At 70.7% G+C, this 14,418-nt stretch carries 14 protein-coding genes; 2 read left to right on the top strand and 12 right to left on the bottom strand.

The genetic code is table 11. The features are described from left to right. Window positions 1-92: 92 nt before the first annotated feature. Together OG737_RS21650 and OG737_RS21645 are read right to left on the bottom strand one after the other, a co-directional pair. On the bottom strand, window positions 93-437 hold the full coding sequence (locus OG737_RS21650; protein ID WP_328927788.1) for a DUF1330 domain-containing protein: 345 nt from the start codon (window positions 435-437) through the stop codon (window positions 93-95). An 88-nt stretch (window positions 438-525) separates the two neighbouring features. Beyond that, window positions 526-1,500 carry a helix-turn-helix domain-containing protein gene (locus tag OG737_RS21645; protein WP_328927787.1) on the bottom strand — a complete coding sequence of 325 codons (975 nt, stop codon included), beginning with the start codon at window positions 1,498-1,500 and terminating at the stop codon, window positions 526-528. 121 nt (window positions 1,501-1,621) lie between these two features. Between OG737_RS21645 and OG737_RS21640 the strand changes: the two genes are divergently transcribed. After that, a complete protein-coding gene (locus tag OG737_RS21640) occupies window positions 1,622-2,545 on the top strand; it encodes an NADP-dependent oxidoreductase (RefSeq protein WP_405921871.1) in 924 nt (307 codons plus the stop codon). A gap of 34 nt (window positions 2,546-2,579) precedes the next feature. Here the strand turns inward: OG737_RS21640 and OG737_RS21635 are convergent, their stop codons facing one another. Continuing rightward, entirely contained in the window at window positions 2,580-2,705 is a 126-nt protein-coding gene (locus tag OG737_RS21635; protein ID WP_328927785.1) for a hypothetical protein, read from the bottom strand. A 118-nt stretch (window positions 2,706-2,823) separates the two neighbouring features. Further along, the gene (gene mnmA, locus OG737_RS21630) at window positions 2,824-3,960 is read right to left on the bottom strand and encodes a tRNA 2-thiouridine(34) synthase MnmA (protein ID WP_328927784.1); all 1,137 of its coding nucleotides are present in this window, start codon (window positions 3,958-3,960) and stop codon (window positions 2,824-2,826) included. Between the two features lie 69 nt (window positions 3,961-4,029). On the opposite strand from mnmA, the gene OG737_RS21625 reads away from it, so the two are divergent. Beyond that, window positions 4,030-4,710, top strand: coding sequence for an N-acetylmuramoyl-L-alanine amidase (locus tag OG737_RS21625; protein WP_328927783.1), 681 nt, complete (start codon window positions 4,030-4,032; stop codon window positions 4,708-4,710). A gap of 3 nt (window positions 4,711-4,713) precedes the next feature. Here the strand turns inward: OG737_RS21625 and OG737_RS21620 are convergent, their stop codons facing one another. The 8 genes from OG737_RS21620 to OG737_RS21585 form a co-directional block, all read right to left on the bottom strand. Beyond that, complete coding sequence (locus OG737_RS21620) at window positions 4,714-5,877, bottom strand: cysteine desulfurase family protein (RefSeq protein WP_405678439.1); 1,164 nt, start codon at window positions 5,875-5,877, stop codon at window positions 4,714-4,716. A 197-nt stretch (window positions 5,878-6,074) separates the two neighbouring features. Then, the gene (locus OG737_RS21615; protein ID WP_405678441.1) at window positions 6,075-6,932 is read right to left on the bottom strand and encodes a thioesterase family protein; all 858 of its coding nucleotides are present in this window, start codon (window positions 6,930-6,932) and stop codon (window positions 6,075-6,077) included. A 47-nt stretch (window positions 6,933-6,979) separates the two neighbouring features. Further along, window positions 6,980-7,636 (bottom strand): trimeric intracellular cation channel family protein, encoded by a 657-nt coding sequence (locus OG737_RS21610; RefSeq protein ID WP_328927780.1) that lies wholly within the window; start codon window positions 7,634-7,636, stop codon window positions 6,980-6,982. A gap of 155 nt (window positions 7,637-7,791) precedes the next feature. Beyond that, a complete protein-coding gene (locus tag OG737_RS21605) occupies window positions 7,792-8,892 on the bottom strand; it encodes an ABC transporter ATP-binding protein (protein WP_405922439.1) in 1,101 nt (366 codons plus the stop codon). Window positions 8,893-8,897: 5 nt separating this feature from the next. Next, on the bottom strand, window positions 8,898-9,959 hold the full coding sequence (locus OG737_RS21600) for an ABC transporter ATP-binding protein (RefSeq protein WP_328930433.1): 1,062 nt from the start codon (window positions 9,957-9,959) through the stop codon (window positions 8,898-8,900). A gap of 68 nt (window positions 9,960-10,027) precedes the next feature. Continuing rightward, on the bottom strand, window positions 10,028-11,029 hold the full coding sequence (locus OG737_RS21595) for an ABC transporter permease (RefSeq protein ID WP_328927779.1): 1,002 nt from the start codon (window positions 11,027-11,029) through the stop codon (window positions 10,028-10,030). A gap of 150 nt (window positions 11,030-11,179) precedes the next feature. Then, window positions 11,180-12,943, bottom strand: coding sequence for an ABC transporter substrate-binding protein (locus OG737_RS21590; protein ID WP_328927778.1), 1,764 nt, complete (start codon window positions 12,941-12,943; stop codon window positions 11,180-11,182). A 40-nt stretch (window positions 12,944-12,983) separates the two neighbouring features. Next, window positions 12,984-13,976, bottom strand: coding sequence for an ABC transporter permease (locus tag OG737_RS21585; protein ID WP_328927777.1), 993 nt, complete (start codon window positions 13,974-13,976; stop codon window positions 12,984-12,986). Window positions 13,977-14,418: the final 442 nt, after the last annotated feature.

Genomic DNA, 14,418 nt, shown 5'->3' with positions numbered 1-14,418 from the left:
TGCGCCGCGACCAGCGCGGCCCGCGCGTCACGCCGCGGCCCGGCCCACCGCTCCAGGGCCTGGTCCCGTACTCCCCCAGCGGTTGCCCACGGTCAGAGCCCGGCGGCTTCGCGCAGGGCGGCCGCCGTCTTCGAGGCGTCGTAGTCGGCCGGGACGCCCTCGACCAGGATGACCTCGCCCGCGATGTGGTCGGTGCGCAGCGGGATGAGGGCCTGGTAGGCGTCGGAGGCGTACCAGCCGCGGGCCTTGTCGATGTCCGGGAAGCCGATGACGACGACCGTGCCGGGCCAGGGGCCCTCTTTGACCTCGACCTCCTTGCCGTGGACCAGGAAGCGGCCGTCGAAGGGGTCCATGGTGGACTGGATCTCCTCGATGTAGCGGAGGACGTCCTCGTTCATCGTGTCGGGGCGGATGTGTCCGATGGCGTATGCGGTCATGATGATCTCCCCCTTCAACCGGCCCGCGGGTTCGGGCTGTTGGCCAGATCCTGTCAGGACGCGGCGTCGGAGGCGATTACTCCTGAGGTCATGCCAGGGCGGGGCTGTGCGGCTGGAAGGTGCGGCGGTAGGCGATCGGGGAGATCCCGAGGGCGGTCCGCATGTGCTGGCGCAGGGAGCCCGCGGAGCCGAAGCCGGCCCGGTGGGCGACCAGGTCGACCGGCAGGTCGCTGGACTCCAGCAAGTGCCGGGCCACTTCGAGGCGTTGGGTGGTGAGCCACTGCACCGGGGTCATGCCGACCTCGTCGCGGAAGCGCCGGGTGAAGGTGCGCAGGCTCATCCGGGCGTGGGCGGCCAGCTCGCCCAGGGTGATCGGGGAGTCGAGGCGTTCCAGGGCCCAGGCACGGGTGGCGGTGGTGGTGGCGATGGTGGGTTCGGGAACGGGCCGGTCGATGTACTGGGCCTGCCCGCCGTCCCGCCACGGCGGGACGACGCACAGCCGGGCGGCGCGGTTGGCGACGGCGGAGCCGTGGTCCTGGCGGATCAGGTAGAGGCAGAGGTCGACGCCGGCCGCCACGCCCGCCGAGGTGAGGATGTCGCCGTCGTCGACGAAGAGGACCTCCTCGTCGAGCCGGACGCGCGGGAAGCCGCGCTGGAACTCGGGCGCGTGCAGCCAGTGCGTGGTGGCGGGCCGGCCGTCGAGCATCCCGGCGGCGGCGAGGACGTAGGAGCCGGTGCACAGGGAGACGATCCGGGTGCCGGGCCTGATCGCGGCGAGCGCGTCGGTCAGCGGCTGCGGCAGGGGCGCGCCCTGCGCGAGCTCGTCCATGGAGTGCGTGGGCGTGATGATCACGGTATCGGCGGCGGCGAGGGCCTCGGGGCCCGCCGAGACGCCCACGGTGAAGCCCGCGTCGCTGGCCACGGGCCGTCCGTCGGCGGTGCAGACGGTCAGCTCGTAGAGCGGGTTCCCGGCCTCGTCCAGGGCGTTGCCGAAGACCCGGGAGGGGATCCCGAGCTCGAACGGGGGGACGCCTTCGAGGGCCAGTACTGCGATCCGGTGCATGGCCAAATCCTGACACATGGTGGCCGTCCGGCCAACACCATGGACTGCCGTCGGCGCCGAAGCTGGTTCCGGAGCAGCGCCGGACACACCGGACACGCCTGCAACACCTGAGGAGAAACACATGCGCGCCGTCGTCGTCAGCCAGTGGGGCGGACCCGAGGTACTGACCGAGACCGAGCTGGACCGCCCGGAGCCGGGCATGGGAGAGGTCCTGGTACGCGTCCACGCGGCCGGGGTGAACCCCGTCGACTGGAAGACCCGGGCCTCCGGAGCCCTCATTCCCTGGGGGCCGGTCCCGCAGGTCGGCTGGGACGTGTCGGGCACGGTCGAGGCCGTCGGACCGGGCGTGACCCTGCACCGGGTGGGCGACGAGGTGTACGGGATGCCCCGCTTCCCGCAGCAGGCCGGCGCCTACGCGCAGTACGTGGCGGCTCCCGCCCGGCACTTCGCCCGCAAGCCCGCCTCCCTGGACCACGTACAGGCCGCCGCGCTGCCGCTGGCGGCACTGACCGCCTGGCAGGCGCTGGTGGACACCGCCGGGGTCTCGGCCGGGCAGCGGGTGCTGGTGCACGCCGCGGCCGGCGGGGTCGGCCACCTGGCCGTGCAGATCGCCAAGGCCCGCGGCGCGTACGTGATCGGCACCGCGAGCGCGGGCAAGCACGACCTGCTGCGCGGTCTGGGCGCCGACGAGGTGATCGACTACCGCACCACCGACTTCGAGGACGCGGTCGCGGACGTGGACGTCGTGATCGACGCCATCGGCGGGGACTACGGGCAGCGCTCCCTGAAGGTGCTGAAGCCGGGCGGCCACCTGGTGACCCTGCCCGGCCCGGACGGCATCCCGGCCGACACGCAGGGCATGCAGGCCGCCTGGGTGCTCGTGGAGCCGGACCTGAAGGGCCTGGAGGAGATCGCGGCCCTGGTCGAGCAGGGCCTGCTGAAGCCGCTGGTCGACACGGTGCTGCCGCTGGAGCAGGCCGCGAAGGCCCACGAGATCGGCGAGCAGGGCCGCACGACCGGCAAGATCGTCCTGACGGTCGCCTAGCCGAACGCCTAGCCGGTCCGGGATCCAGCAGCGGTCAGGGGGCGGCCACGGGGGCGGTCACAGGGACTTCGCGAAGCGCGAGGATCTCGCTCGCCGACGTGGCCCGCAGGGTGGCGGGTGCGGACTGGGCGGCGGCCGCAGTACCCGCGGCGACTCCCATGAGCAGCAGCGGGACCGCACAGGGCGGCAGGACCGGGGGTAGTCCCCCTCCGCTCCCCGGCGTCCCCCACTTCCACCTTCGCGTCCGGGTCGCCCCGCTCCCGCACCCGGGGCGGGGCTCACACGGCGGCGGCCGCGGCCCGAGTGGTCGTGGCGATGGTGGCGGAGCCCACCACGCGGGTGCCGTCGTAGAGGACGATCGCCTGGCCGGGGGCCACGCCGCGGACCGGTTCGGTGAAGGAGACGTGCAGCTCGCCGTCCACGAGCTCGGCGAAGACCTCGGTCTCGCCGCCGTGGGCGCGCAGCTGGGCGGTGTAGGTGCCCGCGGCGGCGGCCGTGGATCCGCACCAGCGGGGGCGGATCGCGGTCAGGGCGGTGACGTCGAGGGCCTCGACGGGGCCGACGGTGACGGTGTTGTTCACCGGCGAGATGTCGAGGACGTAGCGCGGCTTGCCGTCGGGGGCGGGGTGGCCGATGCGCAGGCCCTTGCGCTGGCCGATGGTGAAGCCGAAGGCGCCCTCGTGGGTGCCGACCTTCTCGCCGGTCGCCTCGTCGACGATGTCGCCCTCGGCCTTGCCGAGGCGGTTCGCGAGGAAGCCCTGGGTGTCGCCGTCGGCGATGAAGCAGATGTCGTGGCTGTCGGGCTTCTTCGCCACGGCCAGGCCCCGCTCCTCGGCCTCGGCGCGGATCTCTTCCTTGGTGGTGAGGGTGTCGCCGAGCGGGAAGAGGGCGTGGGCGAGCTGCTTCTCGTCCAGGACGCCGAGGACGTACGACTGGTCCTTGGCCATGTCGGAGGCGCGGTGCAGCTCGCGCGTGCCGTCCTCGTTCAGGACGACGGTGGCGTAGTGGCCGGTGCAGACGGCGTCGAAGCCGAGGGCGAGGGCCTTGTCGAGCAGCGCGGCGAACTTGATCTTCTCGTTGCAGCGCAGGCAGGGGTTGGGCGTGCGCCCGGCCTCGTACTCGGAGATGAAGTCCTCGACCACGTCCTCGCGGAAGCGCTCGGCGAGGTCCCAGACGTAGAAGGGGATGCCGATGACGTCCGCGGCGCGGCGGGCGTCGCGGGAGTCCTCGATGGTGCAGCAGCCGCGGGCTCCGGTCCGGAAGGACTGCGGGTTCGCGGAGAGCGCCAGGTGGACGCCGGTCACGTCGTGCCCGGCTTCGACCGCGCGGGCTGCGGCGACGGCGGAGTCGACACCGCCGGACATGGCGGCGAGGACGCGAAGGGGGCGGGCGGTGCGCGGCAGGTTCTCAGTCATAGCACCGTCCAGAGTACGGGGAACCGAGCGGGGTCACAGCGCGTTATCGGGGTACGGGGGGTGGATCACATGGGGAGCAAGGGCGGAAAGGTCGACGGAGCACCGAAGCCGGCGCCGCGCAGGACGCGCCGGGCGGTGCTGTTCGGGGGTCTGGGGATCTTCACGGTGGCGGCGATCGCCGGCCGTGACGAGCTGCAGCGCGCCTGGTGGCTCCTGCCGGGGGTGGGCAAGCCGCGAAAAGAGGGCGCGGTGGACCATCCGGGCGTGGGCTGGACGGCGGCCTCGCCGGCGAACTGGCGGCTGGCGGACCGGCCCGACGACTACCCGGTGGACCGGATCGTCATCCATGTCACGCAGGGCAGCTTCGCGTCCTCGGTGGACGCCTTCAAGAACCCGTGGCACCAAGCGTCGGCCCACTACATAGTGGCCCAGGACGGCCATGTCGAGCAGATGGTGCGCGAGCTGGACGTCGCCTTCCACTCGGGCAACCGCAAGATGAACGAGCGCAGTGTGGGCATCGAGCACGAGGGCTTCGTGGACCGGCCGCAGGACTTCACGGACGCGATGTACGCGGCCTCGGCCCGGCTGGCCGCCGACATCTGCCGCAGGTACGACATACCCGTGGACCGTACGCACATCCTGGGCCACTCCGAGGTCCCGGGCGCCGACCACACGGACCCGGGCAGCCACTGGGACTGGGACCGCTACCTGGGGCTGGTCCGATCGGAACTCGCGGCGGCCCCCCGCTGAGCCCTAGCTGAGGCCTGCCGTACGGGCGCGTTCGACGGCCGGGCCGATGGCTGCGGCCAGGGCTGCGATGTCGTCCTTGGTGGAGGTGTGGCCGAGGGAGAAGCGCAGGGTGCCCCGGGCCAGTTCGGGGTCGGTGCCCGCGGCCAGCAGGACGTGGCTCGGCTGGGCCACCCCGGCGGTGCAGGCCGAGCCCGTCGAGCACTCGATGCCCTGGGCGTCGAGCAGCAGCAGCAGGGAGTCGCCCTCGCAGCCAGGGAAGCTGAAGTGGGCGTTGGCCGGGAGCCGGTCGTCGGGGTCTCCGCCGAGGACGGCGTCCGGCACGGCCGCGCGGACGGCGGCGACCAGCTCGTCCCGCAGTGCGCCGATCTCGGCGGCGAACCGCTCGCGCCGCTCGGCGGCGAGGACGGCGGCGACCGCGAAGGCGGCGATGGCGGGCACGTCGAGGGTGCCGGAGCGGACGTGCCGTTCCTGGCCGCCTCCGTGCAGTACGGGCACGGGACTCTGGTCGCGGCCCAGCAGCAGCGCGCCGATGCCGTACGGGCCGCCGACCTTGTGCCCGCTGACGGTCATGGCGGCGAGGCCGCTGTCGCCGAAGGAGACGTCGAGCTGCCCGAAGGCCTGCACGGCGTCGGAGTGCAGCGGGATCCCGTACTCCCCCGCGACGGCGGCCAGTTCGCGGACCGGCATGACGGTGCCGATCTCGTTGTTGGCCCACATGACGGTGGCCAGAGCCACGTCGTCGGGGTTGCGCTCGACGGCCTCGCGGAAGGCGTCGGCGTGCACGCGCCCGTAGTGGTCCACCGGCAGGTACTCGACCTGGGCGCCCTCGTGCTCGGCGAGCCAGTGGACCGCGTCGAGCACGGCGTGGTGCTCGACGGGGCTGGCCAGGACCCGGGTCCGGGCGGGGTCGGCGTCGCGGCGGGCCCAGTAGAGGCCCTTGACGGCGAGGTTGTCGGCCTCCGTACCGCCGGCGGTGAAGACCACCTCGCTCGGACGGGCGCCGATCGCGTCGGCGAAGGCCTCGCGGGCCTCCTCGACGGTGCGGCGGGCCCGGCGGCCGGCGGCGTGCAGGGAGGACGCGTTCCCCGTGGCGGCGAACTGCGCGGTCATCGCCGCGGCGGCCTCCGGCAGCATCGGGGTGGTGGCGGCGTGGTCGAGGTAGGCCATGATCCCCCGATTCTACGAGTGCGGCGGCACCCTCCCGCGCCGCGGTCCCGTCAGGCCGGCCGCTTCGGGGCCGCCGGGGCCCCGTGGGGCCCGCGGGCCCCCGGCCGAGGATCGGCCGACGGAGTCCGTCGCCGCGCCCCCGAAGCCCGCCGGGGCCGAGCGGTGCGAGGGGGGCGCGGGGGCGCGTCGAGAAGGTGTCAGGACTGGCGCGGGGCGCGGGCCAGCTGGCGGGACTGGGCGACCAGGTGGTCCGCCGAGTCCCAGACCTCGGCGTCCTCCTCCAGGAAGCCGCCGGCCAGGTTGCGCGTGGTGATGGCGACGCGCAGCGGGCCCGGGGCCGGGCGGCGGCGGATGTGCGTGGTGAGTTCCACGGTCGGCGCCCAGCCGATCAGCCCCAGGTCGAAGGCGGTGGGCGGCAGCGCGTCGACGGCGAGGAGCATGGACAGCGGGTCGGCGTCACGGCCGTCGGCCAGCTCGAACCAGGCACGCATCTCGCCCTTGCCCGAGGGAGCGCCGACGGCCCAGCCCGCGGTCGCGGGGTCCAGCCGCAGCCGCAGCCGGTCGACGATCTCGGAGCTCCCGGGGATCGGGGCCGGTCCGGCTTCCGCGCCGAGGCAGTCCTCGTAGGCCGGCATGCCGGGCGCCGTGGCCACCGTCCGCACGTCGTCCGGCAGGGACGAGAGGTCGCCGTAGGAGGCGAGGACGCGGATGCGCTCGATCTCGGCGCCGCTCTCGTCGTACTGGAACAGCGAGGCCTGGCCGGTCGAGAGGGTCCGGCCGACCCGTACGACCTGCGTGCGGATCACGGCGGGGCCGGGCACGGAGGAGGTCAGGTAGTGCGCGGAGACGGTGAAGGGGTCCGGGTGCGGGAGGGCCGCCGACAGGGCCCGGCCGACCAGGGCCAGCAGGTAGCCGCCGTTGACGGCGGTGATGATCGTCCACCCGGCGGAGAGCTCCGCGTCGTACACCCCGGGCTCGCCCGCGCGCGCGGTGATCGTGGTGTCGCGGTCGAACTCGCTGTCGCCGATGGTTGCCTGGGCAGCTGCGTTTGACATGAAAACGACGGTACACCGTGAAGCTACTAAGCGGTAGCTTTCTAGTATTACGGCTCTTCGGCCACCGACGACCGACGGTTCCAGGCCAGCGGCGCCCGCCAGTGGTAGCGCATGGCGAGGAGGCGCAGAACGAATGTGGTGACGATCGCCAGGCCGGTGGTGAAGGCGTTGAGGGACTCCAGGGCGATGAAGACGGCGACCATAGCGGCGCCGACCGTGGCGGGCACGGCGTACATCTCGCGGTCGCGCAGCAGCGAGGGCACCTCGTTGGCGAGTACGTCGCGCAGTACGCCGCCGCCGACGGCCGTGGCCAGGCCGAGCGCGGCGGACGCGGTGAGGCCGAGGCCGTACTCGTACGCCTTGGTGGTGCCCGTCACGCAGAACAGCGCGAGGCCGGCGGCGTCGCAGACGTTGATGGCCCGGTTGATCCGCTGGACCTCGGGGTGGAGGAAGAAGACGAGCGCGGCGGCGATCAGCGGCGTGACGAAGAAGCTGAGCTCGCCGAAGGCGGCCGGCGGGACGGCGCCGATGACGAGGTCACGGAAGAGGCCGCCGCCGAGGGCGGTGACCAGCGCGAGAACGGCGATGCCGAAGACGTCGAAGTTCTTGCGGACGGCGAGCAGGGCGCCCGCGGTGGCGAAGACGAAGATGCCGGCGAGGTCCAGGGCATGCTGGATCCCGGGCGGGAAGAGATCGTGGGACACCGGGCCATTGTCGCCTGCCGGGCGGCTCCGCCCGGCTGCGGGCCCCTGGCCGGTGCGGCTTCAGGATCCGGGGCTGCGCCCGCTACCGCCGCGAACGCCGACGGGGCCGGATGCGCGCCGCCGCGCGCATCCGGCCCCGCCCACACCTTCGGCCGTTACTCCGAGACCGTGGCCACCGCGTCCGCCGCGCCCGGCAGGGGCTGGTCGCCCGGAGCCTGGTCGGGGGCGTTCTCCGGGTGGTGGCAGGCCACCTGGTGGCCGGTCTTCAGCGCCAGCATCGGCGGTTCCTGCGTCGTGCAGATCTGCGTCGCCTTCCAGCACCGCGTGTGGAAGCGGCAGCCGGTCGGCGGGGAGATCGGCGACGGCACGTCGCCCTTGAGCAGAATGCGGCCGGTCGCCGCGCCCCGCCGCCTCGGGTCGGGCACCGGCACGGCCGACAGCAGGGCCTTGGTGTACGGGTGCATCGGGTTCTCGTAGAGCGACTTGCGGTCCGTCAGCTCCACGATCTTGCCGAGGTACATCACCGCGATGCGGTCGGAGACGTGCCGGATGACCGACAGGTCGTGCGCGATGATCACGTACGTCAGGCCGAGCTCCTCCTGGAGGTCGTCCAGCAGGTTCACCACCTGGGCCTGGATCGACACGTCCAGCGCCGAGACCGGCTCGTCGGCGACGACCAGCTTCGGCTTCAGGGCCAGGGCCCGGGCGATGCCGATGCGCTGGCGCTGGCCGCCGGAGAACTCGTGCGGGTAGCGGTTGTAGTGCTCCGGATTCAGGCCGACCAGCGACAGCAGCCGCTGCACCTCGGCCTTGAGACCGCCCTCCGGGTTGACCCCCTGCAGCTTGAACGGGGCGCCGACGATCGTGCCGACCGTGTGCCGCGGATTCAGCGAGCCGTACGGGTCCTGGAAGATCATCTGCACATCGCGGCGCAGCGGCCGCATGCCCGCCACCCCGAGGTGCGTGATGTCCTTGCCCTCGAACTCGACCGTTCCGCCGGTCGGTTCGAGCAGCCGCGTGATCAGCCGGCCCATGGTCGACTTGCCGCAGCCGGACTCGCCGACCACGCCCAGCGTCTCGCCGCGACGGACCTCGAAGTCGATCCCGTCGACGGCCTTGACGGCCCCGACCTGCCGGCGCAGCAGCCCCTTGTTGATGGGGAAGTGCTTGACCAGGCCGGTCACCTTCAGCAGCGTTTCCGCGGGCGCCTTCTCGGAGGCCTGCACAGAGGCCTCCGCCGCGCCGGTCTTCTTCATGTCGGTCACAGCTTCGGCGCAATCTCTTCGGTCCAGATCCGGGTCCGCTCCTCCTGCGACATGTGGCAGGCGGACCAGTGCCGGCTGTCGTCCTGGGTCAGCTCGGGCCGCTGGGTGCGGGTGATGCCGCCCTTGGGGATGTCGGCGTACGGGCAGCGCGGGTTGAAGGCACAGCCGCTGGGGATGTTGATGAGGCTGGGCGGCGAGCCCTTGACCGGGATCAGGCGCTCGGTCTGGTCGCGGTCGATGCGCGGCATCGAGCCGAGCAGGCCCCAGGTGTACGGGTGGCGCGGCTCGTAGAAGACCTTCTCGGCGGTGCCCCGCTCGACGCACCGGCCGCCGTACATGACGAGGATGTCGTCGGCCATCTCGGCGACCACGCCGAGGTCGTGAGTGATCATGATGACCGCGGAGCCGAACTCCTTCTGCAGATCGCGGATCAGGTCCAGGATCTGCGCCTGGACGGTGACGTCCAGGGCGGTGGTCGGCTCGTCCGCGATGAGCAGCTCGGGGTTGTTGACCAGGGCCATCGCGATCATCGCGCGCTGGCGCATGCCGCCGGAGAACTCGTGGGGGTACGCGTCCACGCGCCGGTGCGGCTCCGGGATGCCCACACGGTCGAGCATCTCGACGGCCCGCTTGCGCGCCGTCTTCTTGTCGACGTCCTGGTGGGTCCGGTACGCCTCGATGATCTGCTTGCCGACCGAGTAGTACGGGTGCATCGCGGACAGCGGGTCCTGGAAGACCATGGCCATCTTGCGCCCGCGGAGCTTGCGCACGTGGTCCGCGTCGGCCCGTACCAGGTCCTCGCCGTCGAGCACGACCTCGCCCGAGATGTGGGGGCGGCTGCGCGCGTTGCCGGTGCGGTGCAGGCCCATGATCGCCAGCGAGGTCACCGACTTGCCGGAGCCGGACTCGCCGACGATGCCGAGGGTCTTGCCGCGCTCCAGGTCGAAGGAGAGCCCGTCGACGGACTTGACGAGACCGTCGTCGGTCGGGAAGTGCACCTTCAGGTCGCGCACGGAGAGGAAGGCGCCGTCCTTGGGCGGCCCGGCCTGCTCGGGGATGAACGCGGGCCCGCCGACGACGGGTTCGCGGTCATCGGGCTCGCCGGAGCCGGTGGTGGGGTTCTCGGTCACGTCAGCCTCACGCGCGGGTCGATGACGGCGTACAGCAGGTCCACGATCAGGTTGGCCATCACCACGAACAACGCGGCGATCAGGGTGACTCCCATGATCACGGGGAGGTCGCCGGCGCCGATGGCGGCAACGGCCGCCGTTCCCAGACCCTGGAAGTTGAAAGTCGTCTCGGTGAGCACCGCACCGCCGAGGAGTCCGCCGAGGTCGAGGCCGAACATCGTGACGATCGGGGTGAGCGTGGAGCGCAGGGCGTGCTTGCGGATGACCACGCCCTCCTTGAGCCCCTTGGCGCGGGCCGTGCGGATGTAGTCCTCGCCGAGGACCTCCAGCATCGTGGCGCGGGTGATGCGGGCGTAGGTGGCGGCGAAGAGGAAGGCCAGGGTGACCCAGGGCAGGATCAGGCTGTTGAGCCAGGCTCCTGGATCCTCGGTCAGGGGTTTGTAGTTGGACACGTCCAGCCAGCCGAGGCTGTAGACGAAGATCGCGGGGGCCACCATGCCGGTGAAGAAGATCGGCAGGGAGACACCGGCGAGCGCGCCGACCATGACGGTTCGGTCGATGGCGGTCCTGCGTTTGAGCGCCGAGATCACACCGGTGGCCACACCGGCGATCACCCAGATCAAGGCCGCACCGAGGGCGAGCGAGAGCGTGACCGGCATGCGGTCGAGCATCGTCTCCCAGACGGGCGCGTCGGTCTTGAAGGAGTACCCGAAGCACGGCGCCGCACAGTGCGTGACGTCGGAGCCGCCGTCGTAGTCACGGCCGGTGAAGATGCCCTTGAGGAAGAGCAGGTACTGCTCGGAGATGGGCTTGTCGAAGCCCATCTTCACGCGGATGCCCGCCAGGGCGGTCTCATTGGTCTCGCGTCCGGCGTACATGAGCGCGGGATCGCTGCCGGTCAGCTTCGGGACCGCGAAGAAGATGCCGAAGGTGACCACGGAGACCACCAGCAGCGTGGCGGCGACGTTGAACAGCCGCCGTATGAGGTAGACGAGCACTGCAGTCGGCCGCCCGGGGCGGGTGGCCGCCGCCCCTTGTGGGGACGGCGGCCACCGCCTGCGGCCTTCACCTGCCCTTCGGACTAGCGCATGTGCGGTGAAGGCACTTACTTACTTGCGTGCTGGGTTGATTCCCTGCACCGGACCGGACTACTTGGCGGCGATACCCACGGTGGCAAGGTCGATCTTGCCCATGGAGTCGTTGAAGTAGACGTTGGTCAGACGCGGGTTGTGGTAGACGAAGGCCTTGTCGAAGTTGATCGGCAGGTAGAGCGCCTTCTCCATGATCTTCTTGTTGATGTCCGTGTAGAACGGCGCGGCGGCTTCCGGCGTGGCGGCGGAGGCGGCCTTGTCGAAGAGGCCGTTGACCTCGGCGTCGTCGAGCATCGAGTAGTTGTTGTTGCCGTTCGGCTGGATGAACGATCCGTCGACCAGCGGCTGCAGGAAGCCCGCGCCGGAGTTGTAGTCGGCGCCCCAGCCCATGACGATGATGCCGTAGTTCTTCTTCTTCACGTTCTCGGGCGAACCGATCGTGGAGGAGGAGAGCTTGCCGTCGTACTGGTCGATCGTCGCCTTGATGCCGACCTTGGCGAGCGCCGCCTGGAGGGACTCGGCGGTCTTCACCTCGGGAGCGCGGTTGTTGCGCACGGCGATCGTGGTCTCGAAGCCGTCCGGCTTGCCACAGGCCTTCAGGGCCTCCTTGGCCTTGGCCTCCTGCGGCTCGCCCTTCGTCAGACCGAAGGGGTCGTAGGACTTGTCCGAGCCGGGGATACCGGGCGGCAGCATGTTGGCGCCGAGGTCACCGCTGGTCGGGCCGCCGCGGGCGGTCTGCAGGGACTTCGGGTCGGCCGCGTAGATGACGGCCTTGCGGCACTCGATGTTCTCGAACGGCGCGACGGTCTGCGGGAAGACGAAGTAGCGGATGTAGCCCGTGAACGGGTTGTCCGCGTTCGCCTTGAGCTTCTCGTCCTTGATGATCTTGTTCTTCGCGGCCTGCTGGACGCCGGTACCGTCGACCGCGAGGTCGATGTCACCCGACAGCAGGCGCTGGTCCATGTCGTCCGGGTTGGTCGTCACCGTGAAGGAGACCTTGTCCGGCAGACCCTTGCGGATCGTGTCGGTCTTCGGGTCCCAGTTCTCGTTGCGGACGAAGGTGGCACCCTTGCCGGCGGTGAAGCTCTCCACCTTGTACGGGCCGGTGGAGACCGGCTTGTTGGTGTAGGTGGCGCCCGTGTCCTTGGCCGCCGGGACCGGCGAGGAGGACGGCATGGCCAGCAGGTAGCTGAAGTCGGAGTTGGCGCTCGCCAGGTTGAAGACGATCGTCTTGTCGTCCGGCGTCTCGACGGACTTCAGACCCATCTTGTTGGGGTCGGTGTCCTTGTACGGGCCCGGGTACTTCTGGCCCTGGTCGAGCAGGTCGATCAGGTAGGTCGGGCCGCCGGACAGCACGTCCTGCGCGAAGTTGCGCTCGACGCCGTACTTGATGTCCTTCGAGGTGATCGGCGTACCGTCCTCGAACTTCACGCCGTCCTTGAGCTTGAGCGTGTAGGTCTTGCCGTCGTTGCTCAGGACCGGCAGGGCCTCGGCGAGGTCCGGGACCAGCTTGGTGCCGTCCTTGCCCGGCTTGCTGTCGTATGCGAGCAGCTGGCGTACGTACAGGCGCTGCATGTTCCAGACGAAGCCGTAGTAGGCACGCGCCGGGTCGAGGTAGTCGACGTCCTGCGGCGACCAGAGCTTGAGCTCTCCGCCCTTGGCGTCCGACGGGTTGACGACTCCGGTGGTGGCGGCGTTGAACGCGGCGGCACCGTTGCCCTTCCCCTCGCTCTTCTTGCCGTCGTCGCCACCGCACGCGGCGGTCAGCGACAGGGCGGCGATCACGGCGGTGATCGCGAATGCCTGCTTTCTGCGGATCACGGTTGTCCAACCTCCATGGTGGGTGAATCGATACAGCGGTTCAGTTGCCCTTGGGGTCGAGTGCGTCACGCAGCCCGTCCCCGAAGAGGTTGAACGCCAGGACGGTGATGAAGATCGTCATACCGGGGACCACCATGTACATGGGGTCGTCCTGGTAGATGGGGACGGCGTCGGACAGCATCTTTCCCCAGGAGGCCGTGGGCGGCTTGACCCCGGCGCCGAGGAAGCTGAGGGCCGCTTCCGTCAGGATGTTGGTCGGGATGATCAGCGTCGCGTAGACGAGGATCGGTGCGACCAGGTTGGGCAGCAGCTCCTTGATCAGGATGTAGCCGCGGCCCGCCCCGAGACTGCGCGCGGCCTCGACGTACTCGCGTTCCCGCAGGGAGATCGTCTGGCCCCGGACGATGCGGCCGATGTACGGCCATCCGAAGAAGCCGATGACGACGATCAGTACGCCCATGCGGACACCCGAACCCTCAAACCCCCAGAGGGAGTTGGGGACCACGGAGACCAGGGCGATGGTGAACAGCAGCTGCGGGAAGGCCAGCAGCAGGTCCATCGTGCGGCTGATGAGGCCGTCGACCCAGCCGCCGAGGAACCCGGCGAGCGCGCCGAGCAGGCTGCCGATGACGACCGAAACGAAGGCCGCCAGGAAGGCGACGACCAGCGAGATCCGGGCGCCGAAGACGATCCGGCTGAACACGTCGCGCCCGTTGGTGGGTTCGACGCCCATCAGGAAGTCGGAGCTCATGCCGCCGAAGGAACCGAGCGGCGTGCCCAGGTCCGGGTCGATCAGGTCCTCGTGGAACTCGTTGGGCGGGTGGCCCAGCAGGCTCACGATCTGCGGCGCGAAGACCGCCACCAGGATCAGGAGGATCACGACCACGCCGCCGGTCAGCGCGATCTTGTCGCGCTTGAGCCGCATCCAGGCGATGCGGCCGGGCGAGCGGCCTTCGATGGCCTTGGCTGGGACGTCGGCTACGGACACAGGTGCGGGTGTTTCCGCGCTCGTGTCATGCAGTGGTGCCGTCATCGTGGTGGGGACCCCTCTCGGCCGACGGGTGGCCGGCCCATGCCCGCCGCTGTGGCGGCGTTGGTGCGGAGTGGCGCTTGGAGTGCGTGGGACACACAGGACGCGTGTGAAGTGCAGGAACTGCGGGAATTGCCGTGCCGAACAACAAGCGAAGTGCACATGCCGAGCCGGGTGTCGAAGGACTGACCGGGCTCTTGGGTGGGGAGTCTTCATCGGGCGCTCAAGCGGCCGCCAGACCTCCCGGTGATGTGATGCGCAACCGTGATCTGCGTCTACACCTTCCGTTATCCGAACCGCGCGCCCTGTTGAGCGGTGAAACACCTCCCCTTCGGCGCGGAACGGACATCCGGCCCAACTGCCATTTCAGGCACGGTTCTTGGGTGGAGTCGGCGGATACGCCGAAGGCCGCACCGATGGGGTCCGGTGCGGCCTTCGACACAGA

The organism is Streptomyces sp. NBC_00122 (assembly GCF_045160845.1).
Classification (GTDB): Bacteria; Actinomycetota; Actinomycetes; order Streptomycetales; family Streptomycetaceae; genus Streptomyces.
Note: the sequence above shows the minus strand (reverse complement) of the source record. Positions and strands in the feature narration are given on the sequence as shown.